Origin of the sequence: Bradyrhizobium sp. CCGUVB14, assembly GCF_024199935.1 — a bacterium.
GTDB lineage: Bacteria > Pseudomonadota > Alphaproteobacteria > Rhizobiales > Xanthobacteraceae > Bradyrhizobium.
In genome coordinates this window covers 7717751-7740464 of sequence record NZ_JANADS010000001.1, presented here as the reverse complement: position 1 = coordinate 7740464, position 22714 = coordinate 7717751, and the positions used below count along the sequence as shown (strand labels likewise).

Below are 22714 nucleotides of genomic sequence, written 5' to 3'. Positions count from 1 at the left end.
TATCATTCCCCGGCCTGACCACTATCCTCTTTATGACACCGCCATGGCCAGTCGATCACGCCGGCGCAGTAAAGCGCCCACCAGATGATCACCGGCTGGAGCGCCAGCCGCGGCCCGTGATAGAGCCAGCTGTTGGGGATGGGCGGAAGGTCGATGCCTTCGAGGGCGTGCTTGATGTTCGCCGGCCAGACGCAGAGCGCATAGAGTGCAAGCGCGACGCCAGCCCACCAGCGCAATGGTCGCGTCACCAGCGCGATGGCGCCTGCGATTTCGCAGAGGCCGGTGATGAGGATCAGCCGCGCAGCAAACGGGACCCAGGACGGTGTGATCGCGAGCAGCTTGTCCGGAACACGGAGATGCGCGATCCCCGCTGCAAGGTAGAACGCCGCCAGCACGAAGCGCATCACGGCGCGTGTTCGGTCGTTTGCAGGGGGCATCAGCTGAACTAGCACGCGCGGCGGCGAGGCGCCATCATGCGCGCTACACTGCGTCGGCGGGCACGAAGCAACTGATGATGATGGCGCCGCGGTGGTGGACATACCACACCACGGCTTGACCGACCGGATTGCCGCGATCGCGGATGATGGCGCGCTCGGGCACCTCCATCCATTGTCCCTCGATCGGCACCCAATAGGTGCCTTTGCGCACGTCGTAGTCGGTGCGATGGCCATCGGAGATGTCGCAGCAGGGTACGCCGTTCGGCGCGATCACGCTCTTGAACCAGGCGCGGATGTCGGGCGGAACGTTGTCGTATTGGCCGTTGTCGAACGCGAACGCGGCGCTCGTCATCGCGGCGAGCCAAACGCACAGCGCAAGCCTGTGCATGCAATCCTCCTCCTCATCGCGTGTCGATTCGTATCGTTGACGCGATTAAGCCCGAGCCGCCGGCTCATTGCATGCTCAAATAATATGCGGCGCTGATGCGCCGCATATGATGCGTTGCGACATCGAGGTCGTTCCGACGATGCCTACATCGTGCGCTGCGGTGCAGTCTGCAGCAATTGCCGAACCTGCTCGGTGTAGAATTTCGCGTTGCCGGTAGTGCCGTGGCCCCGCGTCTCGGTGCTTGCCGGGATGAGATACAGCTTGCCGTTCTTGACACGCTTCATTGCAGCGTCGGTCACGCCGGTCTCGGGCGGATTGCGCTCGTCATCGGCGGAATTGATCAGCAGCAGCGAGGCCTCGATCTGCTCCAGCTTGTCGCCGGCGTTGTAGTCGTGCGAGGAATCCCACTGGTAGACGTAGTCGTTGGCATCCGCGGTGATCGGTGTCGCCAGCCGATCGTCGACGATCTTGTCGGCCTTTGCGGCAGTCGGTGCCTGTTGCTGATAGGCCAGCGTGCCGCCGATGCTGGCGATGCCATAGGCCGTGATGGCGTATTTCATCATGCGCGGCTGGCTGGTGTAATTGCCGCCATTGTAATCGGGATCGTTGCGGATGGTGTCGAGCATGATCCGCCGCATCATCCAGTTGCGCGACGCCATCTCGGTCGGTTGCGAGGCCATCGGCACCAGCGCGTCCATGTCCTTGGGATATGTCTCGCCCCACAGCCAGGTCTGCATGCCGCCCATGGAGTTGCCGATCACGAGCCGCAGATGCTTGACGCCGAGGCCTTCGGTCACGAGGCGATGCTGCGCCTCGACCATGTCGTCGTAATTGTATTTCGGGAAGCTCGTCTTCATGCCGTCGGACGGTTTCGACGATTTGCCGTGGCCGATCGCGTCGGGAATGATGATGTAATATTTGGACGCATCGAGCGGCTGTCCGGCGCCGAACATCTCGCCGGCGAATGCGGGTGTCAGCATGCTCGCGCCCGAGCCGCCGGTGCCGTGCAGCACGAGCACCGGTTGTCCGGTCGGTTCACCTACAGTGGTGTAATGCAGCTTCAGTTCCGGCATGACCTCGCCGGTGTGGAACTTGAAATCCTTGGCAACCCAATCGCCCTGTTTCGGCGCCGGATAGTCGGCGGCGAATACCGATGTCGAGATGGACAGCAGAATGACCGACAGCGCCGCACAAGAAGCTTTCATGTTTGTCTCCCCATAAGCGGCTCATGGCTCGTGGCCGCGTTGGGATGGACTTTAGCAGAAGTGTCCGGAAGGATGTAGGATTTCGGCTCCGCCGATCGTCTTATGAGGAAATCATCGGGAGAGACTGCATGTGTCGCAACATCAAGACGCTGTTCAATTTCGAGCCGCCGGCGACGGAGGGCGAGATCCATGCCAGCGCGCTCCAGTTCGTGCGAAAGCTCTCCGGCTTCAGCAGGCCGTCGCAGGCCAATGAGGCAGCCTTCGACCGCGCGGTCGTCGAGGTCTCGGAGGCTGCGCGAAAACTCCTGACGTCGCTTCACACCCATGCACCGGCGCGCGACCGCGAGGTCGAGGCGGAGAAGGCGAAGGAACGTTCGCGGCTGCGTTTCGGCTAACGGTCCGGCCGGGCTCGACCGTGATCTGGCTCACGGAAGCGATGGCCGTCACGCGCGATGATGCTCGCCGGGGTTTTGACAACCCGGAGCACGATCATGAACCGCCCCCTTCTTCCGCTGAAAGCAGGTGCCATCGTTTTCACGCTGTTGTGGACCGCGTGGATGATGTGGTGGAGCGGCTCGTTCTCGAGCGCGAACATGGTGATCCTGGCCATCTGCGGCGCGGCGGTCGGTTATCTCTGGTACCGCGCCATGCGCTGGCAATTCGAGCGCATGGGCATGCTGCCGCGGCGTGAGGATCGGAAGTAGGCGCTAGTCCTTGTGACCGTGCTTCTTCTTTTTCTTCTTTTTCTTGTGATCGTCGTCTTCGTCATCCTCGCCATCGGCGGAGGCATCGTCAGCCTCCTGCACGGCGGCCTCCAGCGCCGCACGCTCGGCAGCTTCCTGCGCTTCGCGCTCGGCGGCCTGCTGCTCGCGCCGGCGGCGGCGCTCATCCCAGGCGTCGAAGAGTTGCTCGAGCCAGGGGAGCACCTGCTCGATCGACGGTAATTGGCCGGGCGGACCGGCTTCGCCGCGCGGGCCTTGAGGACCGGCGGGCCCTTGCGGACCTGCGGCGCCCTGCGATCCGGCGGCGCCCCGCGCACCGGCTTCGCCCGCCTTGCCCGGCAGACCTGCCTTGCCCTGCGCTCCGGCTTTTCCGGCCGGTCCCGGCTTGCCCTGCGGGCCCGGCTTGCCGCGTGCGCCGTCGGGGCCCCGCTTGCCCGGATGACCCTGCGGTCCCGGCCGTCCCGGTTCGCCCTGCCGTCCGCGCGGACCCTGGGGTCCCTGCCGTCCCTGTTCGTCTGCCACGCCGCTGCTCCTTTTGCGCACGCAAGCTACTTAGCGGCGTTTGACGACAGCAGCAATTCCGCCCGCGCCTCGTGGCGGGCTTGATCAACATCAATCGGCGCGGCGGAGCGCGGCCCGGCGCGTCAATCGTGATACGCCGGCACCTCGATGCCGGACGCCGCGTAGATCCTGATCTTGTTGCGCAGCGTGCGCACCGACAGGCCGAGCACGCGCGAGGCACGCGTGCGGTTGCCGTCGCAGCGTGCGAGCGTCTGGAGCACGAGCTCACGCTCGACCTCGCCGACGGTCGCGCCGATCAACAGTGGAACGATCTCATTGGGTGCAAGAAATTGCGCGCCCTGCTCGGGCGCCGCGACATGAACAGTGGTCATCAATACACTCCCCGATCAACGCCCGCTTCCATCGTTGGAAGCGGATCGAGAACAAACGACCCCCAAGCCGAATATCCTAAGCCGTACATCTACGGTGGGCGGGTTTGGTTAACGAAAGGTTAATTGCGCGCGATCGCACGAATTGACCTTGGGAATGCCGCCGCGCCGCCGCGATTGGCACGAGATGCATAGCGATGCGGACCGATTTCGCGCCTCACACCGTGCGATATCCGCCGTCCACCATCACGATCGTACCCGTGACGTAGGACGACAGGTCCGAGGCGAGGAAGATCGCTGGGCCGACGATGTCCTCCGGCTTGCCGGTGCGCGCGAGCGGGGTGTGGTCGACGAAGGCCTGCACCAGCGCCGGATTGGTGGCGCGCACATGAGCGTTGATGTTGGTCTCGATGAAGCCCGGCCCGATCGCGTTGACGCGCACGCCTTCCTTGCCGAGCTCGACCGCGAGCGCCTTGGTGAAGCCGAGCACACCGTGCTTCGAGGTGGTGTATGCCGCCGAGCTCGGCGTGCGCAGATGCACGAAGGACTGGATCGAGCCGATATTGACGATGCGGCCCTTGGCTGCACGTAAGGGCGCGAGGAACGCCTGCGTCATGTTGAAGACGCCATTGAGGTTGAGCGAGATGATGTCGTTCCAGTCCTTCGCGACCGCCTCGGTCTCGGCGGTGAAGGCGTTGCGGCGGGTGATGCCGGCATTGTTGACGAGGATCGAGACCTGCCCGACCTTGTCGGCGATGGTCTTCGCCAGCGCAAAGCAATCGTCGCGTTTGGTCACGTCGAGCGCAAAGCTCTCGGCCTTGCCGCCGGCCTTGCGGATCTCCTCGGCGGCTGCCGCGACCGTGTCTCCGTTGACGTCGAGCAGCACCACACGCGCGCCCTCGCGGGCATAGCCGGCGGCGATGGCCCGGCCGATGCCGGAACCGGCGCCCGTGACGACAGCGATGTGGTTTGCGAGCAATGCCATGACAATTTCCTCCCGGATTCGTTTCTAAGTTTCATGAAAGGCTAACTCGAAATTAAGGGGTCGGAAACGGCCGCCTTGGCATACTCGTCTTCATTGCTAAACGTTGCGCGCATGATGGAACGACTTGAATCCTGGAAATTGGCGCTCGAGCGCCTGCGGTCGGCGGAATTCGCCGATTGGGCCGAGGCAGGGCGGCTGGTGGCCGAGATCGTGCGGATGAGCACCAATGCCACGCTGCGGCAGGCCGCCGAGCAGGCGCTGCCCGTGTTGCGCCAGGCTGCCGACAATGACGATCACGGCGTCACGCTGGCCGCACGGCGCCGCGTCGGCGTGATCCTCGACGTCGTCCATGATCTGACCGCGCCACGCTTCGGCCGCCGCAACGCCGCGCCGAAGAAGCTGTCCAGCGAGGACCGCGCGCGCAAGATGCTGGGCCTGCCGCTCGCGGTGCAGCTCACTTGCGACGACATCAACCAGGCCTATCGCCGCGCCGCCAAGGGCATGCATCCCGACCAGGGCGGCAGCGCGCAGGCCTTCATCGACCTCAGCTCCGCGCGCGATATTCTCATTCACCCCGGCGCGCACAAGGACGCCTGACGGCGCTCAGCTCTTGTTGACGCAGCTCGGATAGGGCGCGGCTTCGCCCGGCATGATCGGGCAGAGATCGATCGGGCTCAGATCGCGCAGGCGGGCTTCCCAGCGGTCGTCGTTGACCGGCGGCTCGTCGCTTTCGGGGCCGCGCTCGGCCCACTGGATGGTGTAATAGTCGGTCGTGCCCTTGAGCGTGATCAGCAGCGCAGTCTCGCTGTGCCGCGTCGGGCCGCTGTCGATGCGGCCGCAACCGACCACGGCGACAAAGCCCTCGAAGCGGCCGAATGTCGTCTCGCCCAAAGGCCTCGCCGCAAAACTGTCCGGGCAGGCCGTCTTGAATCCGCCTGCGATGGTGCCCGCAAAAATCTGCGGCGATGCGCCCGGCGTCAGCGTCATGCCCTTCTCGCCGGTGACCGTGATCATCTGCGTCCAGCGCTCGGGCGTCTCGCCCTTGAGCACGGCTTCGCGGATGTAGTGGCCGCCCTTGGTGTTCTCGAACACGGCCGCGAAATTCGACGGCATCGCGAAACTGACGAGCTGGCTGAAGATCGGCGAGATCACGCGGAAGGATTGCGGGGCTTGCGCCTGCGCCGCTGCGGCGAGCAGCAGCAAAGCGGAGAAAGCAGCCAGCGTCGTCGTCCGTGCGCGCATCGACCTGCTCCAATCCGCGAGGTGAAAAAACGACCGGGCAAGGATGCTAGTATCGCATCCTTGCCCGGCCCTGTCGTCCGCCGATCGAATTCTTACCAGCTGCAGTGACCGGCCTTCAATGCGTTATCCTTCAGCGCGAGCGCGTCGAGGAAGGTCGGCACGGACGCGCTGGCGCGATGGTAGCCGGCCGGCCACGGCGTGGTCGGGATGCTCTCGTCCCAGATCTGGCACACGCCGCTGTCCTGCCAGCGGATCAGATGATAGCCGGCTTCGGCCGGGCTCGCGGCGACGAAGGCGGCAGCAGCGACACCGGCGGCAGCGCACAGCATGGAAAGACGACGCATGGATCAGCTCCTCAAAATGAAAGATGTGATGCGCCTCCCGACAATGGCGGGGAGGGGTTGCGGGGCGCTCTCAGCCTGTGCCCCGAACAAGAGGTGAGTAGTTCCGTGTGCTGATCAGGTTCAAACCGCAAATGGCGGAAATGGCGGAATTCGCTGGCCAAAAGCAGAGGGCGGGCTGCCTGCGCAACCCGCCCTCGAAACTCGATTGGCCGATCGGCTCAGAGAAAGCAGCGGCGCTCGGCGCGCAACTTGATCTGCAGCTCGGAGGCCTGCGTGAAGGTCGGGAGCGGCTTGCTGACGACCTTGTAGGTCGACGCGCCCCACTGGAACGGCTTGTAGCGGAGATCCTCGTTCCAGACCTGGCAGATGCCAGTGTTGTCCCAGCGGATCACGTAATAGCCGGCTGCCGCCGACGCCGGCACGGCGAACACGGAAGAAGCGATGCCGGCAACGGCACAAAGGGCGAGAACGCGACGCATGAAAGATCTCCTGATGGGAAACGTGACGGGAGACTGGTGCGGCAAAACTGCGCAGCTTGCAAGCCCGGCGTGACCGATCACGGATATGTCAGGCAGATCCCGGTTGACTATCCTTTCGCCAGCGAGGCCACCGCCTCGATCTCGATCAGCATCTTCGGATCGGGCAGCGCGTGCACCACGCAGGTGGTGCGTGCGGGAAAGGGCGGCGGGCCGAACGCGCCGGCATAGAGCGCATTCATCGCGGCCACGTCCGAGGCGCGGGTCAGGAGCACGTTGACCTTGGCGAGGTCGCGCATCGTGGCGCCGGCCTCGTCCAGCACGCGCTTGATGTTGACGACGACATTGGCGAATTGCGCCTCGAAGCCGTCGGGCAGCGCACCATGGGCGTCGAAGCCGGGAATGCCGGAGACGAACAGCAGGTCGCCGACGCGGGTCGCGAAGGAGAGCGGCGGCGCCTTGACGTGCGGCGGGGCAGCGAAATGCTGGATCGGCATGGGGGACCTCGCATGCAATGATGATGGCGTGCGGGAGAGCGTAGCGTCATGCGGGGCATGCTCCAACACAAAACGCGAAAACAACCCCATGCACAGTACGGATCATTGGCGAAATCGAGATTTCGGGAAGACAGAAAAAATGTTTGACCCGTCGGGCAAAACACTGGCAGGATGGCATGGTGGGGTGATGCGGGGGAGCGCGGGCGGGTTGCTTCGCCTCTCCCCGTAAGAACGAGGCGAGGGAGCGCACCGACGGCGCTCCCCATCATGTTGCCGCCGCGATCGATCGGATACATTGCAGCGACTGATTCGCTTTCCCCTTGAAAAATAGCCCCCGGAGACGCCTCATGAAGATTGCTTCCACCCTGCGTGCCGCGCTCGTCGCCCTTGCAGCACTGGCCGGCCTCTCGACCGCGGCGCAGGCCGATGGCGGCACCGTGGTGCTGACGATCTACAAGGCGGGCTGGATCATCGGTGGCTCCGGCGGTTCGGGCGTGCTGAACTTCCGCGGCCGCGCCTATTCGCTCTCGACCGGCGGGCTCGATTACGGGCTCGTCTTCGGCGGCTCCAAGACCGTGCTGCGCGGCCGCGTCTCCAACATCAACCGTCCCTCCGATGTCGCCGGCGTCTATGGCGCCGCCGGTGCCGGCCTCGCGGTCGGCCGCGGCGCCCGCGCCATCGTGCTGACCAACCAGAAGGGCGCGGTGCTGGAGCTGTCGGGCTACCAGACGGGGTTGATGGCGAATGCCGATCTGAGCGGGCTTGCGATCACGATGCGGTAGGAGACGGTGTCGTAGGGTGGGCGAAGGCGCACTTGCGCCGTGCCCACCATCTCTCTCGATCGCGAAAAATGCGTGGGCACGCTTTGCTTTGCCCACCCTACGAGATCCCGGCCGTGGCTACTTTCCGCTCACCATCGCATGAACCCGCTCGCAATGCGTGACGAGGTTCTTGTGCGCATCGACGAACGCCTTCAGCGGCGTCGGGATCGGGAAATAATAGATGTTGGCGATGAAGCCGTAGATGCCGGCATCGCAGCTGGTCGGCCGCTCGCCATCGACGAAACCGTTTGCGGGCACGATCTCGGCCAGCACCTGCAGATCGGCCAGTCCTCGTGCGTAGGCCTGCTCGGGCGTGTAGCGGCCGATGCCCTGGTAGTGATAGCGCTGCGCATTGTAGGCCTTCGCCTTCTCGAAGCCTGCGGCGTCGATCTGCGGATGCTGCGCAATGAAGCCGTCGCGAAACGCGGGATAATAGCGCTCGTCCTTCCAGCGCGAATAGGACATCACCCAGTAGAGATCGTCGAGCATGCGCGTGACGAGATGATGGGTGCGGCGCTGCGCGGGCGACAGCGCGGCATCGATGGTCAGATGATATTTGGCGATCGCATGCGCGATGATGGTCTCGCTGTCGCCGATGGTCTCGCCGTCATCGACCACGTAGGGAAGCTGCCCGCGTGGTGCCGTGGAGGCGTCGAACACATGCTCGTGCACGAACGGCACACCGGCGAGCTTCAGGAAAGCGTAGACCTTGAGCCCGTAGCCGTTGTTGTCGGCGACGCCGAACAGCTCCGGATACGAATAGAGGGTCAGCATGATGGCTCCTCCCAGTAAAATTGGACTATGGGGCCGGTTGGTCCGCGCGCTTGCCGATGGTGTGCGCCTGCGCGCGCTTGCTGGAGCGGATCATCAGGAACGAGCCTGATGTGCCCGGCAGCCGCCAGCGCCCGTCGATCTCGGTCGCCTCTCCGTTCATGATGCCATCGTAATGGACGATGTCGAAGCCGTAACCTGGCGGCTCGTAGCGTTTGACAAACGACACGGCGTGGCCTGAGCGATGGCCCGTGATCGAGGCGCTGTGGGTTCGCACCGGACAGCGCGGATTCGAGCAGGGTTCGGTGACGTGGCCTGCGAGCGCGCCGCCGGCCTCGACCAGCGTCGCGGTGAACGTGACCATTCCCGTGCCGGGTTGAATGTAAGTGCCGTCCCAGACACCGGAGAGATCGTCGCTCATGGCGGCGGCTTCCTCGACATGACGTGCGCCGGTTGAGGCTCGGCTGTTCCGTCCCACGTTCTTTCACTCCAAGTCGTATCGCCGCCATCACGCCCTTGCAATAGGCTGCATGCGACGTCGATCGATCGGAGGACGGCCGGCGTCATTCATTTGACGGAGGTAAGGCGAATTGCGGGTTAGCTTACCGCGCCGTGGACTTGTGCGAACTCATCTGACCGTGCCGACCACGTAACAGCCGCGCGAGCTTTCGTAGCACGGCTTCCATTCGCTGAAGCTACTGTCCCAATAGACGTTGTAAGTGGCGCATGGGTGCGCCTGATTTCCACATTGGCCTGTTTGCGCCTCCGCAGTCTGGAGGAATTGCCGGGCCGCGATGATGCTGAGCGCTGCTGCAATGACCGTCAGCACGGATTTGGTGTATCGGTCTGTCATATCCAATCCTCCAATCGCTGCAAAATAATAAACCTATGGTAGTGCAGGCTAGCAGTGCACACTGATGCAAGGCAAGCGCAGGACGCGAGGAGCGGAGCAAAATTCGCCCCAGGACCTGCTTGGGCCTAAAAAATTCCGTATCGCTGTCGGGGCGACGTGCCCGGGCTCGTCCTTGGGATGGCGGCTTGCAGTTCGCCCGTCCGGTCCCAGACAAAAGGATATTCGCATATGACCTCCATCACGCCGTTTCTCTGGTTCGACAACAATGTTCCGGAAGCCGTCGCCTTCTACAAATCGGTATTCCCTAACGCGAAGGTCGAGACCGTCAGCGATTTCATGGCGGTGTTCGAGCTGGAAGGACAGCGCTTCAACGCGCTCAATGGCGGGCCGCAATACCGCTTCAACGAGGCGGTGTCGTTCTTCATCAGCGTCGAGACGCAGGACGAGGTCGACTATTTCTGGAGCCGGCTCACCGCCGACGGCGGCGAGGAATCGAGGTGCGGCTGGCTGAAGGACAAGTTTGGGCTCTCGTGGCAGGTGGTTCCGACCGCGCTCGGCCGGTATCTCGGCGATGCCGATCGCACCAAGGCCAATCGCGTCATGCAGGCGATGATGGCGATGCGAAAGATCGTGATCGCGGATCTCGATAAGGCGTATGCGGGGTGACGCAGTGACGCGTCGCGGTTTGGCGGAATGTCGTATCCAAACCGAAAGTGTCGTCCCGGCGAACGCCGGGACCCATAACCCCAGGGAGTGGTTTGGCGAGGACTCGAAGTCCGGTACTGCTGTCGCCACAACCGATAGAATCCGCGGTATGGGTCCCGGCGTTCGCCGGGACGACGGCTGAGTGTGACGTACAATCGCTAATCCACGCTCACGCCGATCTACTTCGCGAGCGCGCTTTGCATCGCTATACTGCCGACATCAGCAGGATGGTGATCTCATGGCAAACGAATTGGCAGGCAAGGTTGCCGCGGTGACCGGGGCCGCGTCGGGCATCGGCCTGGCGAGTTCCGAGGCGATGCTGGCCGCGAGTGCGCGCGTGGTGATGGTCGATCGCGACGAGGCCGCGCTGAAGGCGCTCTGCAGCAGGCATGGTGACGCGGTGATCCCGCTGGTGGTCGATCTGCTAGACCCGAAGGATTGCGCGACGCTGCTGCCGCGCGTTCTGGAGAAGGCAGGGCAGCTCGACATCCTGCATGCCAATGCGGGCACCTATGTCGGTGGCGACCTCATCGATGCCGACACGATGGCGATCGACCGGATGCTGAATTTGAACGTCAACGTCGTGATGAAGAACGTGCACGACGTGCTGCCGCACATGATCGAACGCCGGAGCGGCGACATCATCGTCACGAGTTCTCTTGCCGCGCATTTTCCGACGCCATGGGAGCCGGTCTATGCGTCGTCCAAATGGGCGATCAATTGCTTCGTCCAGACGGTGCGGCGCCAGGTCTTCAAGCACGGCATTCGCGTCGGCTCGATCTCGCCCGGCCCGGTCGTCACCGCGCTGCTCGCGGACTGGCCGGCGGAGAAGCTCAGGGAAGCCAGGGATTCCGGCAGCCTGCTGGAGGCCAGCGAAGTGGCTGACGTCGTGATGTTCATGCTGACGCGGCCGCGCGGCATGACCATCCGCGACGTGGTGATGATGCCGACCAATTTCGATCTGTAGGGCGCGGTGCCGTAGCTTTTGTAGGATGGGTAGAGCGCAGCGAAACCCATCACCCGGTCTGCGGTCTAGCCAGCCCTGTGGCGCAGTCGAACAGGCGCACCTGTTGCTTCGGTCCAGTTGATGGGTTTCGCTTCGCTCTACCCATCCTACGGAATACGGCACCGTGCCTAGCCGGCCGCCGCCGTGAAAACCGCCAGCTGCGCATCGAACGCGCGCTGGAACGCCGGCCGCGCTTCGCCGCGGGCGACATAGGAGGAGAGGGTCGGATAGTCGTCGAGGATGCGCGATGCAGCCAGCCTGCGCAGCACCGTCACCATCAGGAGATCGCCGGCGCTGAACGCGCCGTCGAGCCAGTCGGCGCCGCCGAGATGGCGGGCCAGTTCGCCGAGCCGGACGCAGACCCGGTCCCTCAGGATCGGCAGCCGCACCTCATACCAGCTGCTGTCACGTTCGGTCAGGATCGCCGTCCCCAGCTCGCCGATCGGCGGTTCGACGGTGTTGACGGCGGCAAACATCCACGCGATGGCGCGCGCCCTGGCGTTCGGCTCGCCCGGCAGCAGACCGGCATGACGCTCGGCGATATGCAGCACGATGGCGCCGGTCTCGAACAAGACGAGGTGACCGTCCTCGAAGGTCGGGATCTGCCCGAACGGATGCAGCGCAACATGTTCAGGCTGCTTGATGTGATCGAACGTTACGAGGCGAACGTCGTAGGGCTGGCCCACCTCCTCCAACGCCCACCGAATCCGCATGTCGCGCGCCAGACCCCTGCCGCGGTCGGGAGAGTTTGCGAAGGCGGTGATGGTGGGCATGCGAGATCTCCGGGGTGATGGCGGTTTGGACCAGAGGACGAACGAGCGGAGCGGATTCCGACAGTCTCTCCGGTGCGCACGGTCCCGTAGGGTGGGCAAAGGCGCGCCCTTCGCGCGCCGTGCCCACGTTCTGTCGATTGGTGGAGAGATCGTGGCACGGCGCTGGGGCGCCTTTGCACACCCTACGAGAGCCAACCCCTCATGGTGAGGAGGCGCGAAGCGCCGTCTCGAACCATGCAGGCCCCGATCTCGCCCGCGGCCATCCTTCGAGACGACCGCTGCGCGGTCTCCTCAGCGACTGTGTTCTTTGTCAAGCGGATTGCCATTGTTTTTGGTCTCTGAGCATGGCGTTGAGGATGGTGAGAACCTTGCGCGCGACCGCGATGAGGGCAACCATCTTGGGCTTTCCGGCGGCCAGCAGGCGTCGATAGAACGTTTTGAGCTGCGGATGATGCTGGCTAGCGGATAGAGCAGCCATATAGAGCCCAGCGCGCAGCGCGGCTCTTCCGCCCCCGATCATGCTCTTGCCCTTCCAGCGGCCGGACTGACGGGTGAACGGAGCAAGGCCGGCAAGGCTTGCAATCTGGCGACGGTTGAGGGTGCCGAGTTCGGGCACCTCGGCCAAGAACGTGCGAGCGAGCGTGTTGCCCACTCCCGGAAAGCTGATCATCAGTTCCTCCTTGTCGCGCCAGACCGGCGATCCGCGCACCAAGGTGTCGATGTCGTTGTCGATCTCCGGTAGTTCCTTCTCGAGAACCTTGATGTGGCGAACAAGGCTCTTGCGAACGCGCACATTCTCGACCCGCTTCTCGCGCTGGCGTTCGGCAACGATCATCTCGATGATCTGCCGCCTGCGACTGACCAGCTCCGCCAGCAGCCGCGCCTGCTGATCCGGCAGAGCGCGCGGCGTTGGTCTCACGGCCTCGATGAACCGTGCGATGACCGCCGCATCGATCGGATCGGTCTTGGCACGCCGACCAACGGCTTGGGCGAAGTGCCGGATCTGGGCCGGATTGACCACCACCAGCGGCAATTCGGCGCCGGCCAGCGCTGCCGCAACGATGGTCTCGAACCCGCCTGTCGCCTCCACCGCAATCAGCGTTGGCGAACAAGCCGCAAGACGCGTAACCAACTCTTCCAAGCCTTTGCCGTCGCGCGCGACGGCAAAGGCTTCTCCATTTGGACGTACATGCACGTCCAGCCGGTCCTTTGACACATCAATGCCAACATAGATCGCGTCCATCTGCACCCCTCCTTGCGCAACCGGGCTCGCCAGGCGGCCCTCGCGACTGTTCGGGTTCGATGGAACAACGGACGGGGCGCCGCGCTGAGGCACGGGCTTCGCGGCCCTTGGATGAAGCGGTCTCCCGTCCGTTACCGCGCCGGCTATCTTAGCCGATCCGGCACGATCTGACTTACAAGGATGAGGTGCTTCGCGTGTTGAGCGGCGTCTGCCCGTAAGAGTGACATCACAAGGTAGTTGCACCCAATAATTGCATATATTAAACTTGGAACCAAACAATAAGAACCAGTCGGCTTTTTTCCAAAGTTCATTATCGAAGGAGTAGTGCAATGCGACCATTGCTATTCGTTTTGATGCCCGTCGTTCTCCTGAGCTTTTCAAGTTCTCACGGGCAGGAGAGCGCTCAGAGCGGCCCCGCGATCACGTTGCCGAGGGTAGACCCAAATGAAATGAAGGCGCTTAGCGACGCGTATCCGACGCCAAACAAGCCCGATAGGGCAACGTTCGTGGCGCCAAAGACCCAGCGTGGAACCACTACGATAATCCCCGAAGAAGTTGTCGTGAAGTTTTGCAGCGGGAAAGATGGCTGCATTGTTCGGATCGGAATGCACAATTGGGACGACACTGGGCGCGTCGCCTCCCGCCACTTCCTGTTTTTTTACAACAAGGAGACAGGCGTATGGCGTGCCGAAGCGGGAGATGCCGCCGGGACCAACAAGAACAATGTGACTGAGCACGTCAACAATTCCTGGGCCTGCTACTTTACCGATGGACGATACGAGAACTGGCAGGACAAGGGCGACACCGACGGCAACTTTGGTTTGCTCTCGTGGAATCAATATAACGCGGATTGCTATCTGACGTTGGTCAACTAGCGCTCACAACGTTAGCAGTCTCGGCTTGAGTCTTCTTGTGCGCGAGGCGTAACCTGTTCGGTCGCCGCTAGATACTAGCGGAGCACTTGTGGGGTGCGCCTCGCTCGTCTCTCCTAAGCACCAATCCACGCCGCCAGCTCTCGCCACGGCTCCAGCGTCCAATGCCCCGAGGCCGCCCCGGACGGCGACGGCAGCACGAACACCTCAGGCCAACTCGCGTCACGCACCTGCCGCCCCAACAAAATCCCACTCGACGGCCGGCCATAAAACAGGCTCGCCGCCTTCTTGCTCGTGAACGCAATCGTCCGCGGCCGATATTTTTCGATCTTGGCCCGAAAGCCCGGCACGTCGATCGTCTCCGCCGCGATCTGGTGATCCATCCCCGCACCCGACTTGGAAAGATCGGTGAAGCCGATCCCGAGCTCGATCAGCGATGCGAACTCACCCGGTTGATACCGTCGCGGCGTGATCCCGGCCTCATGGATCGCGCGCCAGAAGCGGTTGCCGGGATGGGCGTAGTAATGCCCGAGTTCAGCCGAGCGCGTCGAGGCGGCGGTGCCTACGAAGACGAGGCGGAGGTTTTCGCGGAGCTGGTCGGGGAGGCGGTGACTAGTGTTGGACATTTTCGATGCGACTATTGACTTGCTTCTTCGCTGAATCTGCCGTCGGTATTGTCAGGGCACGCGAGCGCCGCGTGCCTCAGGCCGGTTGGGGGAAGCATGCTAGACCAGTTTGAGTGGCCCGAGCCCGAACATGAAGCCGACAAGGTCGTTTTGCGCAACGTCCGGAATCACGGCTGCCATATCACGGGCATACCTGATGCCAATCCGCCGTTTGCATTTTCAATCGGTCTGTACCTGAACTACGGCCACCCCGAACTTATCATCTTCGGCCAGAGCTTCCACAGCGCGCAGGCCATCATCAATCTTATCCGCGATCGCGCCGCCGCGGGGCATAAATTCGTCGACGGTGATATCTCCGACGAACTGCTGGAGAACGGCTACAAGCTCGGCTTCTGGCAGGTGCCGTTCGCGGCTTATCCTGATTATCTCGGCATTGCGATCTGGTTCTACCGAAAATCGCGGCTCGCATTCCCCTGTCTCCAGGTCGTCTGGCAGGACGTTGATCGTCATTTCCCCTGGGAGGCGGACTGCTCGCTCGACGTCAGACGGGACCAACCGTTGTTGAAGAGGACGGTCTCTTGATGTTGTCCTTCGAAATGGCCTGACGATGGACCGCGAAGAATTGGCCGTCGCCTATGCCGCGCCGGGCCGCCACTATCACAACCTCGCGCATATCGAGGACTGCCTCGCCGCGCTTGCGCAGGTGGAAGGGCTCTCGGCTCACGAGCGCGAGGTTCTGTCGGAAGCGATCTGGTGGCACGATGTCGTTTACGATCCGACCCGGTCGGATAACGAAGAGCTCAGCGCACAACTGGCCGAAGCGCACGTGCGCGCCGATATCAGCCGCGAGGTCGGTCGCCTGATCCGTCTGACGAAGACGCACGACGTCGCGGCGGATGATCGCCTCGGGGCCATCCTGATCTCGATCGATCTCAGCATTTTGGGCGCGGAGCCGGCGCGCTACGACGCCTATGCCGCGGCCATCCGGCAGGAGTTCATCCACGTCAGCGATGCCGACTATCGCGCCGGCCGCGCCGCGGTGCTGCGCCGGTTCGCCGCCCGACCGGTCATCTATCCCGATGCCGGTTTCGCTGCGAAATATGATCAGCGGGCGCGCGAGAATCTTGCGCGTGAATTGGCGTCGTTGAGCTGAGCAGCGTAGGGTGGGTTAGCCGCTCACAAGTGCGGTCATTCAACACGCGACGGCGCAAGGCGTAACCCACCACGTCTGGAGAGGCGTTGGATGCCAACTGGTGGGTTACGCTACGCTAATCCACCCTACGGGTTTGCTGCGCAGGGTAGGTTAGTGCAGCGTAGCCCACCAATCGTCCAGCATCCTGCGTGCTGTCACGAGCATTGGCACAAGCAATCGCCCTGCAACGGTCATGCAGCTGGGGTCGTTCTGCTCTTCTTTCTCCTTGAGGACGCCAGCGGCAACAAGCGCGGCACGGTCATCCGGGCAAAACTCGGATGATTTTCGATCCAACTCCTCGAGACTAAGTGGCGTTGAGAGAATGCAGGCATCCGTGCCGCGATGCCCTGTGCGGTACGCGATTGATTGAGAATCAGCTTGTAAGCTCGGGTCGCCGTGATCTCGTGATCCCATGGAGATTGCAGCCACCAATTGCCAGCGACGATCCGCGCGGTGGAGACGACACCGACGTGGTAGGACGTCGTTTCGTCGCCAAAGCTCGCGGAAAACGCATAGCGCCAATTCCAGGCCTCGACGTTCAGATCGAACGGAACAAGAAGATACTTGAACGAGGGCGCATTTCCTTCGTCCGCTGTTCGCTGGATGAACCGGTCTGCCACCTTGGTCGCCTCGAATTGCGTGGGCGTTGCGAGCAATTCGGATCCGAGCGGAAGGTCTAGAGCTTGCACAGAGACGGGGGCGGTGAGCACACGCCGAAGCGCGCAAACCAGCGGCTGAACGAAGTCCGTGCGTTTCAAGTCTGACTGGATGTAGAGCACGACTTCCGCAGGTGCGATCGGCCGGGCAACCTCGTGCGGCTGCTCCTGCGCCAGCGCGCCGGACGTCCCAGCGAGCAGGAAGGAAAATATCAGATGGTGCAATCTGTACTTCAAGGTGCGATACGGCTCGCCTACGTGCCTTTGTTCTACCTTGTACCGACATAAAATGAGATAACAACCAAAGGGTGCGAAGACTTCACAGGTTGGTTAGCGAAGTGCAACCACCATGCAAAAGAAGGAAGCGAATGACGATTTCGTGCTCGCTCATTGCCGCAAACAAAAAAGGCCGGGCGCTTCAGCGCCCGGCCTGTCGTTTGGTGGGTGCGCGCTTATAGGCTCACAGCACCCGATTGCTCTCCTTCACCTTCTCCGCATCCAGATACAGGCTCTCGCCCATCTCCTTGAACTTCGCGCTCATCTTGGCCATGCCGTCCTCGGCCGTGCCGCTCATCGACATGCCGATGCTGTTCGGATCGTTCAGCGTCGCGGCGTAGTCGCGGACGTCCTGGGTGATCTTCATCGAGCAGAACTTTGGGCCGCACATCGAGCAGAAATGCGCGACCTTGTGGGCTTCCTTCGGCAGGGTTTCGTCGTGGAAGTTCTTGGCCGTGTCGGGATCGAGGCCGAGGTTGAACTGGTCGCTCCAGCGGAAGTCGAAACGGGCGCGCGAGAGCGCGTCGTCGCGGAGCTGGGCGGCCGGGTGGCCCTTGGCGAGATCGGAGGCGTGCGCGGCGATCTTGTAGGTGATGACGCCGACCTTGACGTCGTTGCGGTCGGGTAGCCCAAGATGCTCCTTCGGCGTGACGTAGCAGAGCATGGCGCAGCCGAACCAGCCGATCATGGCGGCACCGATGCCCGAGGTGATGTGGTCATAGCCCGGCGCGATGTCGGTGGTCAGGGGCCCGAGGGTGTAGAACGGCGCTTCGCCGCATTCCTTGAGCTGCTTGTCCATGTTGATCTTGATCTTGTGCATCGGCACATGGCCGGGGCCCTCGATCATGACCTGGCAGCCCTTGTCCCACGCGATCTTCGTCAGCTCGCCGAGCGTTTCGAGTTCGGCAAATTGCGCGCGGTCGTTGGCGTCGGCGATCGAGCCCGGACGCAGGCCGTCGCCGAGCGAGAACGAGACGTCATACTTGCGCATGAGGTCGCAGATCTCGTCGAAATGGGTGTAGAGGAAGCTTTCCTTGTGATGCGCCAGGCACCACTTCGCCATGATCGAGCCGCCGCGGCTGACGATGCCGGTGACGCGGCTGGCGGTGAGGTGGATGTATTGCAGGCGCACGCCGGCGTGGATGGTGAAATAGTCGACGCCCTGCTCGCACTGCTCGATCAGCGTGTCCTTGTAGAGCTCCCAGGTCAGCTTGACCGGATCGCCGTTGCACTTCTCCAGCGCCTGGTAGATCGGCACGGTGCCGATCGGAACCGGCGCGTTGCGCAAAATCCACTCACGGGTGGTGTGGATGTTGCGGCCGGTGGAGAGGTCCATCACGGTGTCGGCGCCCCAGCGGATCGCCCACACCATCTTCTCGACCTCTTCCTCGACCGACGACGTCACCGCCGAGTTGCCGATATTGGCGTTGATCTTGGTCAGGAAGTTGCGGCCGATGATCATCGGCTCGAGTTCGCTGTGGTTGATGTTCGAGGGGATGATGGCGCGGCCGCGCGCGATCTCGCTGCGCACGAACTCCGGCGTGATGAAGGCGGGCACCGCGGCGCCAAAGCTCTCGCCGTCGGCAAGGGCGGCTTCCGCGCGTTCGAGCTGCTGCTTGCGGCCGAGGTTTTCGCGCTCGGCGACGTAGATCATCTCCTTGGTGATGATGCCGGCGCGGGCGAATTCGAGCTGGGTGATCTTGTGGCCGTCGAGGCCGCGCAGCGGCTTGTGATAGGCGCTGAAGGCGCGCGCGGCGTGGTCGGTGGAGACGCTGCCATTGTCTTCCGGTTTGATCTGGCGGCCGTCATATTCCTCGACGCCGCCGCGCTCCAGCACCCACGCCTTGCGGCCGCGCGCGAGACCGGCGTTGACGTCGATGGTCACGGACGGATCGGTGTAGGGGCCCGAGGTGTCGTACACCGGCAGGTTCGGCTCGCCGGCACCTTCCGAGAGGATGATCTCGCGCAGGGGCACGCGGACATCCGGCGCGGCATCGGGCGATGCGAAGATTTTTCGCGAAGAGGGCAGCGGGCCGGTGGTGACGGCAGGCACGGTCTTGTCGGGGTTGGAGCGGATGTTCATGGGATCCTCCGTTGAATATGATTATCGCGTCGTCGCGTGCTGTTCGTCATCCTGAGGTGCGAGCACTTGCGAGCCTCGAAGGATGGAGCCGGGCTGTCGCCCTTCGAGGGCCGCTGAAGAAGCGGCCACCTCAGGGTGACGGGATAGAGATTGAGTGAGGCGCATCACGCAGCCTCCTTCAGGCCGAGCCATTGCCGCACGCGCGCATCCGGGTCGGCATTCTGGGTGACGTCGCTGACGACGGCGATGGAATCGGCACCCGCGGCAAAGATCTCCGCGGCGTGCTCGAACTTGATGCCGCCGATCGCGACCAGCGGGATGGTGCCGATGCGCTTCTTCCATTCGGTGATTTTTGGAATGCCCTGCGGTTCGAAGCGCATGGACTTCAGCGTGGTGAAAAAGATCGGACCGAGCGCGACGTAATCGGGCTCGGCCTTGAGCGCGGTTTCGAGCTCCGCGTCATCATGTGTGGAGACGCCGAGCGACAGGCCGGCCTCGCGGATCGCCTTGAGGTCGGCATCCGCCAGATCCTCCTGGCCGAGATGCAGATATTTTGCACCGGCGACGATCGCCGCGCGCCAATAGTCGTTCACGACCAGCTTGGCCTGCGTGCCGTTGGTGATGGCCAGCGCATCGGTGACGATCTGCAGCGCGTCAGCGTCGTTTAGCTCCTTGGCGCGGAGTTGAATTGTGCCGACGCCGAGCTTGGTCAGGCGTTCGACCCATTTGAGGCTGTCGACGACGGGATAGAAGCGATCAGGATACGGCATGCCAGAACGGGGTCCCAACGACAGGGGTGGAGGGGGAAGCGAAGTCGCGGGCGTTCATCAGCCCGGCTTCGAACGCAGTGCGGCCGGCCTCGATTCCGAGGCGGAAAGCTCTGGCCATCGCGACGGGATCGGCGGCTTTTGCGATCGCCGTGTTAAGCAGCACGGCGTCATAGCCGAGCTCGAGCGCTTCGGCGGCGTGCGAGGGCGCGCCGATGCCGGCATCGACCACCAGCGTGATATCGGGCAGCCGCTCGCGCATCAGTTTCAGCGCGTCGCGATTGGTGATGCCTTTCGCGCTGCCGATGGGCGCGGCCCACGGCATCACCACCTTGCAGCCGGCATCGACCAGCCGGTTCGCGACCGAGAGGTCCTCGGTGCAATAGGGGAACACCTCAAAACCGTCCTTGATCAGGATCGTCGCGGCCTCGACCAGGCCGACGACGTCGGGCTGCAGCGTGTCGTTGTCGGCGATCACTTCGAGCTTGATCCAGGATGTGCCGAACAATTCGCGCGCGAGCTTGGCTGTGGTGACGGCCTCGCGCACGCTGCGGCAGCCGGCGGTGTTCGGCAGCACGGCGACGTCGAGCTCGCGGATCAGCTTCCAGAACGCGTCGCCGGTCTTGCCGCCGGCGGATTCGCGCCGCAGCGACACCGTGACGATGTTCGAGCCCGAGGCGCGGATCGCGTCCTGCATGATCGCAGGCGAGGGATAGAGCGCGCTGCCGATCAGCAGGCGCGAGGCGAAGGTTTTGCCGTAGAAGGTCACCATGTCCTCACCCTCCCTGCCGCGGCGTGATGATCTCGATCTCGTCGCCGGCCTTCAGTGCGGTCTCGGCCCAGCGGCTCTTCGGCACGACGTCGTAGTTGAGCGCGATGGCGAAATGCGTGCCCTCGTAGTCGAGCTCCGAGAGCAGCGCATCGACGCTGGCCGCATTGATCTCGCGCTGTTCGCCGTTTACGATCACAATCATTGCACGATCACGCGCATTGCATCACCTCATTGTCGATCTGGCCGCGCTCGACGTAAGCGAGCGTCAGCTCGGCCAGCGCCGGCGCGAGCAGGAAGCCGTGGCGGTAGAGCCCGTTGACGCTGATCTGGCCGCCGCGCACGCCGATGCGCGGCAGATTGTCCGGATACGCGGGGCGCAGGCCCGAGCCGAATTCGACGATGCGGGCTTCGCCGAAGGCCGGATGCACCGCATAGGCCGCGCCCAACAGCTCCAGCGCGGAGCGGACGCTGACGCCGGTGTCCTCGGCCTCGATCGAGGTCGCGCCCAGCATGAACAGATTGTCCTCGCGCGGGATCACGTAGAGCGGCCAGCGCGGATGGATCAGCCGCACCGGGCGCGCAAGCTGCACCTCGCTGCTCTCGATCAAAATCATCTCGCCCTTGACGCCGCGCAGCTCGCCTTGTTCCTCGCGCGCGGACAGGCCGCGGCAGTCGATGACGATGCCTTCCAGATCGTTGGCGGTGACGTCGCTGCCGAACTTGATGGTGCCGCCGGCGGCCTTGATGCGTTCGTGCAGCTTCGGCAGCACGCGGCGTGGCTCGACATGGCCCTCGGTCGGGAAGAACAGCGCGTCGCGGAAGCGGCCTTCCAGCGACGGCTCGAGCTCGGCAAGGCCCGCGGCATCGAGGCGGCGATGGCCTTCGGTCATCCGCGCAAAGCGCTCGAAATCGTTGCGCTCGCGCGGATGGGCGACGACGAGCGAGCCGTTGAAGGGGGTATCCGGCAGTTCGCGCCGCCAGATATCGAGCGAGCGCAGGCCGAGGTGGCTGATGATGGGCTCGGCGACCTCCGCCTCGCAATAAGGCGCGAGCATGCCGCCGGCCCAATGGCTGGTGGCGTCGGTCATGCCGGCGTCACTGCGCTCGTGTAACGTCACGGCATGGCCGGCCTGCGCGAACAACAGCGCCTGCCAGGCTCCGGCTATGCCTGCACCGATGATGGATACCGGAGAATCCGGTCGCTTGGTCGTCTGCAACATCCCTGTCCCTTCGCCGGCATGACCCGGATCAGGTTCAAAGGGTCACCGCGGTCCTGGGCCGGCTTGCTGAAGTGCAGGCTTGCCCATTTAGCGGTATCTCAGCTCCTCCTCGGAGCACCCCTCGGAACGGCTCTAATGTAGGCTAGTGGGGGCCTGTGTCAACGCGTTTGGCTGGAACAGGGCGTTATCTGGGCGCCTGCGCCCGCGCGTTGCGGACGTGCTGGGCGAGCTTGCGATGCGCCGGGCCGCCGAACAACGGCTGCGGATTGCCGTTGGGCTCGAGCCAGGCCTGGTCATTCGCCACGAAGCTCGCCTGCTGCATGGCCTGCTGGCGCTGATGCTTTGCAACGTAGTAATAGCCGCCCGCGAAATAACGCACGGCTCGGTCGTGGTCGCCATTGGCGGCGTGATAGGCGCCGGCGAGGAACTTCACCGCATAGGTGAGATTGGTGTTGGGGTCGCGCAGGCCTGCGGCATCGCCGGTGTAGCCGAGGCCGCGGGCGGTCGCGAGCTTGATCTGCATCATGCCGATCGCGCCGCCACGGCCGAGCAGGCCGGGCTGATAGCGGCTCTCGCGCATGATGACGCGATGGACCAGCGCCTCCGGCACGCCGTTGGCGCGCGCATGCATCGCGACCATCTCCGCATATTCGGCCTGGCCCGCGAAGGCGGCCTGCGGCGACACCAGCGGCAACATCATTCCTGCCGCGATGAGCGCGGCAGCGCGTAAAATTTTCATCAGATACCCCGGAATGCCTGAGCAACCTGCGCCCGGTTGCCGTTAGGCCTCCCGAACGCGGCGATGATGTGACCAAACGCCGCCGTGACCGATTTGGCGGCGCAGAGCCGCTGTTACGACTCAATGCCGGCGCAAGAGTTCCCTCAGGTGGAC

The 22714-nt window shown here is 63.6% G+C and carries 32 protein-coding genes and 1 riboswitch; of the genes, 9 read left to right on the top strand and 23 right to left on the bottom strand.

The window, feature by feature from the left end; translation table 11 throughout:
* Window positions 1-2: 2 nt before the first annotated feature.
* The 3 genes from NLM32_RS36165 to NLM32_RS36155 all read right to left on the bottom strand — a co-directional run bounded on the left by NLM32_RS36165 (window position 3) and on the right by NLM32_RS36155 (window position 2030).
* Window positions 3-437, bottom strand: a complete 435-nt coding sequence (locus NLM32_RS36165; RefSeq protein WP_254133471.1) for a DoxX family protein — start codon at window positions 435-437, stop codon at window positions 3-5.
* Window positions 438-480: 43 nt separating this feature from the next.
* The gene (locus tag NLM32_RS36160; protein WP_234680080.1) at window positions 481-825 is read right to left on the bottom strand and encodes a hypothetical protein; all 345 of its coding nucleotides are present in this window, start codon (window positions 823-825) and stop codon (window positions 481-483) included.
* A 143-nt stretch (window positions 826-968) separates the two neighbouring features.
* Window positions 969-2030 carry an alpha/beta fold hydrolase gene (locus NLM32_RS36155; RefSeq protein ID WP_254133470.1) on the bottom strand — a complete coding sequence of 354 codons (1062 nt, stop codon included), beginning with the start codon at window positions 2028-2030 and terminating at the stop codon, window positions 969-971.
* A gap of 128 nt (window positions 2031-2158) precedes the next feature.
* On the opposite strand from NLM32_RS36155, the gene NLM32_RS36150 reads away from it, so the two are divergent.
* On the top strand, window positions 2159-2425 hold the full coding sequence (locus NLM32_RS36150; protein ID WP_254133469.1) for a DUF2277 domain-containing protein: 267 nt from the start codon (window positions 2159-2161) through the stop codon (window positions 2423-2425).
* Window positions 2426-2521: 96 nt separating this feature from the next.
* The gene (locus tag NLM32_RS36145; RefSeq protein WP_254133468.1) at window positions 2522-2734 is read left to right on the top strand and encodes a hypothetical protein; all 213 of its coding nucleotides are present in this window, start codon (window positions 2522-2524) and stop codon (window positions 2732-2734) included.
* A gap of 3 nt (window positions 2735-2737) precedes the next feature.
* On the opposite strand, the gene NLM32_RS36140 is transcribed toward NLM32_RS36145, so the two are convergent.
* The 3 genes from NLM32_RS36140 to NLM32_RS36130 form a co-directional block, all read right to left on the bottom strand.
* Entirely contained in the window at window positions 2738-3274 is a 537-nt protein-coding gene (locus tag NLM32_RS36140) for a collagen-like protein (protein WP_254133467.1), read from the bottom strand.
* A gap of 122 nt (window positions 3275-3396) precedes the next feature.
* Complete coding sequence (locus NLM32_RS36135) at window positions 3397-3645, bottom strand: helix-turn-helix domain-containing protein (RefSeq protein WP_237865850.1); 249 nt, start codon at window positions 3643-3645, stop codon at window positions 3397-3399.
* A gap of 214 nt (window positions 3646-3859) precedes the next feature.
* The gene (locus NLM32_RS36130; RefSeq protein WP_254133466.1) at window positions 3860-4627 is read right to left on the bottom strand and encodes an SDR family NAD(P)-dependent oxidoreductase; all 768 of its coding nucleotides are present in this window, start codon (window positions 4625-4627) and stop codon (window positions 3860-3862) included.
* A 111-nt stretch (window positions 4628-4738) separates the two neighbouring features.
* On the opposite strand from NLM32_RS36130, the gene NLM32_RS36125 reads away from it, so the two are divergent.
* The gene (locus NLM32_RS36125) at window positions 4739-5224 is read left to right on the top strand and encodes a J domain-containing protein (RefSeq protein WP_254133465.1); all 486 of its coding nucleotides are present in this window, start codon (window positions 4739-4741) and stop codon (window positions 5222-5224) included.
* A 6-nt stretch (window positions 5225-5230) separates the two neighbouring features.
* Here the strand turns inward: NLM32_RS36125 and NLM32_RS36120 are convergent, their stop codons facing one another.
* From NLM32_RS36120 to NLM32_RS36105, 4 genes are all read right to left on the bottom strand, one after another.
* Window positions 5231-5869: a hypothetical protein gene (locus NLM32_RS36120; protein WP_254133464.1), complete on the bottom strand. Its 639-nt coding sequence runs from the start codon at window positions 5867-5869 to the stop codon at window positions 5231-5233.
* A gap of 92 nt (window positions 5870-5961) precedes the next feature.
* Entirely contained in the window at window positions 5962-6213 is a 252-nt protein-coding gene (locus tag NLM32_RS36115; RefSeq protein ID WP_254133463.1) for a hypothetical protein, read from the bottom strand.
* Between the two features lie 218 nt (window positions 6214-6431).
* The gene (locus NLM32_RS36110) at window positions 6432-6692 is read right to left on the bottom strand and encodes a hypothetical protein (RefSeq protein ID WP_254133462.1); all 261 of its coding nucleotides are present in this window, start codon (window positions 6690-6692) and stop codon (window positions 6432-6434) included.
* Window positions 6693-6799: 107 nt separating this feature from the next.
* The gene (locus tag NLM32_RS36105; RefSeq protein ID WP_254133461.1) at window positions 6800-7186 is read right to left on the bottom strand and encodes a RidA family protein; all 387 of its coding nucleotides are present in this window, start codon (window positions 7184-7186) and stop codon (window positions 6800-6802) included.
* Window positions 7187-7533: 347 nt separating this feature from the next.
* Between NLM32_RS36105 and NLM32_RS36100 the strand changes: the two genes are divergently transcribed.
* Window positions 7534-7968 carry a hypothetical protein gene (locus tag NLM32_RS36100; protein ID WP_254133460.1) on the top strand — a complete coding sequence of 145 codons (435 nt, stop codon included), beginning with the start codon at window positions 7534-7536 and terminating at the stop codon, window positions 7966-7968.
* 117 nt (window positions 7969-8085) lie between these two features.
* Here NLM32_RS36100 and NLM32_RS36095 read toward each other — a convergent pair whose 3' ends face one another.
* The 3 genes from NLM32_RS36095 to NLM32_RS36085 form a co-directional block, all read right to left on the bottom strand.
* Entirely contained in the window at window positions 8086-8781 is a 696-nt protein-coding gene (locus NLM32_RS36095) for a glutathione S-transferase family protein (protein WP_254133459.1), read from the bottom strand.
* A 25-nt stretch (window positions 8782-8806) separates the two neighbouring features.
* The gene (locus tag NLM32_RS36090) at window positions 8807-9199 is read right to left on the bottom strand and encodes a hypothetical protein (protein ID WP_254133458.1); all 393 of its coding nucleotides are present in this window, start codon (window positions 9197-9199) and stop codon (window positions 8807-8809) included.
* Between the two features lie 207 nt (window positions 9200-9406).
* Window positions 9407-9631: a hypothetical protein gene (locus tag NLM32_RS36085; RefSeq protein ID WP_254133457.1), complete on the bottom strand. Its 225-nt coding sequence runs from the start codon at window positions 9629-9631 to the stop codon at window positions 9407-9409.
* 228 nt (window positions 9632-9859) lie between these two features.
* Here NLM32_RS36085 and NLM32_RS36080 point away from each other — a divergent pair, with 228 nt between their 5' ends.
* Together NLM32_RS36080 and NLM32_RS36075 are read left to right on the top strand one after the other, a co-directional pair.
* Window positions 9860-10297 (top strand): VOC family protein, encoded by a 438-nt coding sequence (locus NLM32_RS36080; RefSeq protein WP_254133456.1) that lies wholly within the window; start codon window positions 9860-9862, stop codon window positions 10295-10297.
* 277 nt (window positions 10298-10574) lie between these two features.
* A complete protein-coding gene (locus NLM32_RS36075; RefSeq protein ID WP_254133455.1) occupies window positions 10575-11303 on the top strand; it encodes an SDR family oxidoreductase in 729 nt (242 codons plus the stop codon).
* 167 nt (window positions 11304-11470) lie between these two features.
* On the opposite strand, the gene NLM32_RS36070 is transcribed toward NLM32_RS36075, so the two are convergent.
* Window positions 11471-12115: a glutathione S-transferase family protein gene (locus NLM32_RS36070; RefSeq protein ID WP_254133454.1), complete on the bottom strand. Its 645-nt coding sequence runs from the start codon at window positions 12113-12115 to the stop codon at window positions 11471-11473.
* A gap of 310 nt (window positions 12116-12425) precedes the next feature.
* Window positions 12426-13358 carry a transposase gene (locus tag NLM32_RS36065; RefSeq protein WP_254127844.1) on the bottom strand — a complete coding sequence of 311 codons (933 nt, stop codon included), beginning with the start codon at window positions 13356-13358 and terminating at the stop codon, window positions 12426-12428.
* Between the two features lie 329 nt (window positions 13359-13687).
* Here NLM32_RS36065 and NLM32_RS36060 point away from each other — a divergent pair, with 329 nt between their 5' ends.
* Window positions 13688-14233, top strand: a complete 546-nt coding sequence (locus tag NLM32_RS36060) for a hypothetical protein (RefSeq protein WP_254133453.1) — start codon at window positions 13688-13690, stop codon at window positions 14231-14233.
* A 113-nt stretch (window positions 14234-14346) separates the two neighbouring features.
* Here the strand turns inward: NLM32_RS36060 and NLM32_RS36055 are convergent, their stop codons facing one another.
* Window positions 14347-14856 carry a mismatch-specific DNA-glycosylase gene (locus NLM32_RS36055; protein WP_254133452.1) on the bottom strand — a complete coding sequence of 170 codons (510 nt, stop codon included), beginning with the start codon at window positions 14854-14856 and terminating at the stop codon, window positions 14347-14349.
* A 96-nt stretch (window positions 14857-14952) separates the two neighbouring features.
* On the opposite strand from NLM32_RS36055, the gene NLM32_RS36050 reads away from it, so the two are divergent.
* Window positions 14953-15438 carry a DUF4262 domain-containing protein gene (locus tag NLM32_RS36050; RefSeq protein ID WP_254133451.1) on the top strand — a complete coding sequence of 162 codons (486 nt, stop codon included), beginning with the start codon at window positions 14953-14955 and terminating at the stop codon, window positions 15436-15438.
* A 25-nt stretch (window positions 15439-15463) separates the two neighbouring features.
* Window positions 15464-16009, top strand: a complete 546-nt coding sequence (locus NLM32_RS36045; protein ID WP_254133450.1) for a phosphohydrolase — start codon at window positions 15464-15466, stop codon at window positions 16007-16009.
* A 230-nt stretch (window positions 16010-16239) separates the two neighbouring features.
* On the opposite strand, the gene NLM32_RS36040 is transcribed toward NLM32_RS36045, so the two are convergent.
* The 7 genes from NLM32_RS36040 to NLM32_RS36010 all read right to left on the bottom strand — a co-directional run bounded on the left by NLM32_RS36040 (window position 16240) and on the right by NLM32_RS36010 (window position 22561).
* Window positions 16240-16929, bottom strand: a complete 690-nt coding sequence (locus tag NLM32_RS36040; protein ID WP_254133449.1) for a hypothetical protein — start codon at window positions 16927-16929, stop codon at window positions 16240-16242.
* 235 nt (window positions 16930-17164) lie between these two features.
* Window positions 17165-19063 (bottom strand): phosphomethylpyrimidine synthase ThiC, encoded by a 1899-nt coding sequence (thiC, locus tag NLM32_RS36035; protein ID WP_254133448.1) that lies wholly within the window; start codon window positions 19061-19063, stop codon window positions 17165-17167.
* Between the two features lie 164 nt (window positions 19064-19227).
* Complete coding sequence (locus NLM32_RS36030; protein WP_254133447.1) at window positions 19228-19833, bottom strand: thiamine phosphate synthase; 606 nt, start codon at window positions 19831-19833, stop codon at window positions 19228-19230.
* A complete protein-coding gene (locus NLM32_RS36025) occupies window positions 19820-20602 on the bottom strand; it encodes a thiazole synthase (protein WP_254133446.1) in 783 nt (260 codons plus the stop codon). The genes NLM32_RS36030 and NLM32_RS36025 overlap by 14 nt, the downstream gene beginning before the upstream one ends.
* Window positions 20603-20606: 4 nt before the next feature.
* Complete coding sequence (thiS, locus tag NLM32_RS36020; RefSeq protein ID WP_254133445.1) at window positions 20607-20804, bottom strand: sulfur carrier protein ThiS; 198 nt, start codon at window positions 20802-20804, stop codon at window positions 20607-20609.
* A gap of 7 nt (window positions 20805-20811) precedes the next feature.
* Entirely contained in the window at window positions 20812-21822 is a 1011-nt protein-coding gene (locus tag NLM32_RS36015) for an FAD-dependent oxidoreductase (RefSeq protein ID WP_254133444.1), read from the bottom strand.
* Window positions 21810-21954: riboswitch (TPP riboswitch) on the bottom strand. Its footprint overlaps the gene before it by 13 nt.
* A 52-nt stretch (window positions 21955-22006) precedes the next feature.
* Window positions 22007-22561 (bottom strand): lytic transglycosylase domain-containing protein, encoded by a 555-nt coding sequence (locus NLM32_RS36010; RefSeq protein WP_254133443.1) that lies wholly within the window; start codon window positions 22559-22561, stop codon window positions 22007-22009.
* Window positions 22562-22714: the final 153 nt, after the last annotated feature.

Excerpts from the sequence above, each read along its gene's own strand:
- NLM32_RS36050 (WP_254133451.1), top strand. The coding sequence starts at position 14,953 with ATGCTAGACCAGTTTGAGTGGCCCGAGCCCGAACATGAAGCCGACAAG.
- NLM32_RS36010 (WP_254133443.1), bottom strand. The coding sequence starts at position 22,561 with ATGAAAATTTTACGCGCTGCCGCGCTCATCGCGGCAGGAATGATGTTG.
- NLM32_RS36165 (WP_254133471.1), bottom strand. The coding sequence starts at position 437 with ATGCCCCCTGCAAACGACCGAACACGCGCCGTGATGCGCTTCGTGCTG.
- NLM32_RS36105 (WP_254133461.1), bottom strand. The coding sequence starts at position 7,186 with ATGCCGATCCAGCATTTCGCTGCCCCGCCGCACGTCAAGGCGCCGCCG.
- NLM32_RS36110 (WP_254133462.1), bottom strand. The coding sequence starts at position 6,692 with ATGCGTCGCGTTCTCGCCCTTTGTGCCGTTGCCGGCATCGCTTCTTCC.
- thiC (WP_254133448.1), bottom strand. The coding sequence starts at position 19,063 with ATGAACATCCGCTCCAACCCCGACAAGACCGTGCCTGCCGTCACCACC.
- NLM32_RS36135 (WP_237865850.1), bottom strand. The coding sequence starts at position 3,645 with ATGACCACTGTTCATGTCGCGGCGCCCGAGCAGGGCGCGCAATTTCTT.
- NLM32_RS36085 (WP_254133457.1), bottom strand. The coding sequence starts at position 9,631 with ATGACAGACCGATACACCAAATCCGTGCTGACGGTCATTGCAGCAGCG.
- NLM32_RS36015 (WP_254133444.1), bottom strand. The coding sequence starts at position 21,822 with ATGTTGCAGACGACCAAGCGACCGGATTCTCCGGTATCCATCATCGGT.
- NLM32_RS36125 (WP_254133465.1), top strand. The coding sequence starts at position 4,739 with ATGATGGAACGACTTGAATCCTGGAAATTGGCGCTCGAGCGCCTGCGG.
- thiS (WP_254133445.1), bottom strand. The coding sequence starts at position 20,804 with ATGATTGTGATCGTAAACGGCGAACAGCGCGAGATCAATGCGGCCAGC.
- NLM32_RS36055 (WP_254133452.1), bottom strand. The coding sequence starts at position 14,856 with ATGTCCAACACTAGTCACCGCCTCCCCGACCAGCTCCGCGAAAACCTC.
- NLM32_RS36155 (WP_254133470.1), bottom strand. The coding sequence starts at position 2,030 with ATGAAAGCTTCTTGTGCGGCGCTGTCGGTCATTCTGCTGTCCATCTCG.
- NLM32_RS36025 (WP_254133446.1), bottom strand. The coding sequence starts at position 20,602 with ATGGTGACCTTCTACGGCAAAACCTTCGCCTCGCGCCTGCTGATCGGC.
- NLM32_RS36130 (WP_254133466.1), bottom strand. The coding sequence starts at position 4,627 with ATGGCATTGCTCGCAAACCACATCGCTGTCGTCACGGGCGCCGGTTCC.
- NLM32_RS36150 (WP_254133469.1), top strand. The coding sequence starts at position 2,159 with ATGTGTCGCAACATCAAGACGCTGTTCAATTTCGAGCCGCCGGCGACG.
- NLM32_RS36080 (WP_254133456.1), top strand. The coding sequence starts at position 9,860 with ATGACCTCCATCACGCCGTTTCTCTGGTTCGACAACAATGTTCCGGAA.
- NLM32_RS36075 (WP_254133455.1), top strand. The coding sequence starts at position 10,575 with ATGGCAAACGAATTGGCAGGCAAGGTTGCCGCGGTGACCGGGGCCGCG.
- NLM32_RS36060 (WP_254133453.1), top strand. The coding sequence starts at position 13,688 with ATGCGACCATTGCTATTCGTTTTGATGCCCGTCGTTCTCCTGAGCTTT.
- NLM32_RS36045 (WP_254133450.1), top strand. The coding sequence starts at position 15,464 with ATGGACCGCGAAGAATTGGCCGTCGCCTATGCCGCGCCGGGCCGCCAC.
- NLM32_RS36100 (WP_254133460.1), top strand. The coding sequence starts at position 7,534 with ATGAAGATTGCTTCCACCCTGCGTGCCGCGCTCGTCGCCCTTGCAGCA.
- NLM32_RS36070 (WP_254133454.1), bottom strand. The coding sequence starts at position 12,115 with ATGCCCACCATCACCGCCTTCGCAAACTCTCCCGACCGCGGCAGGGGT.
- NLM32_RS36160 (WP_234680080.1), bottom strand. The coding sequence starts at position 825 with ATGCACAGGCTTGCGCTGTGCGTTTGGCTCGCCGCGATGACGAGCGCC.
- NLM32_RS36065 (WP_254127844.1), bottom strand. The coding sequence starts at position 13,358 with ATGGACGCGATCTATGTTGGCATTGATGTGTCAAAGGACCGGCTGGAC.
- NLM32_RS36095 (WP_254133459.1), bottom strand. The coding sequence starts at position 8,781 with ATGCTGACCCTCTATTCGTATCCGGAGCTGTTCGGCGTCGCCGACAAC.
- NLM32_RS36145 (WP_254133468.1), top strand. The coding sequence starts at position 2,522 with ATGAACCGCCCCCTTCTTCCGCTGAAAGCAGGTGCCATCGTTTTCACG.
- NLM32_RS36030 (WP_254133447.1), bottom strand. The coding sequence starts at position 19,833 with ATGCCGTATCCTGATCGCTTCTATCCCGTCGTCGACAGCCTCAAATGG.
- NLM32_RS36120 (WP_254133464.1), bottom strand. The coding sequence starts at position 5,869 with ATGCGCGCACGGACGACGACGCTGGCTGCTTTCTCCGCTTTGCTGCTG.
- NLM32_RS36115 (WP_254133463.1), bottom strand. The coding sequence starts at position 6,213 with ATGCGTCGTCTTTCCATGCTGTGCGCTGCCGCCGGTGTCGCTGCTGCC.
- NLM32_RS36090 (WP_254133458.1), bottom strand. The coding sequence starts at position 9,199 with ATGAGCGACGATCTCTCCGGTGTCTGGGACGGCACTTACATTCAACCC.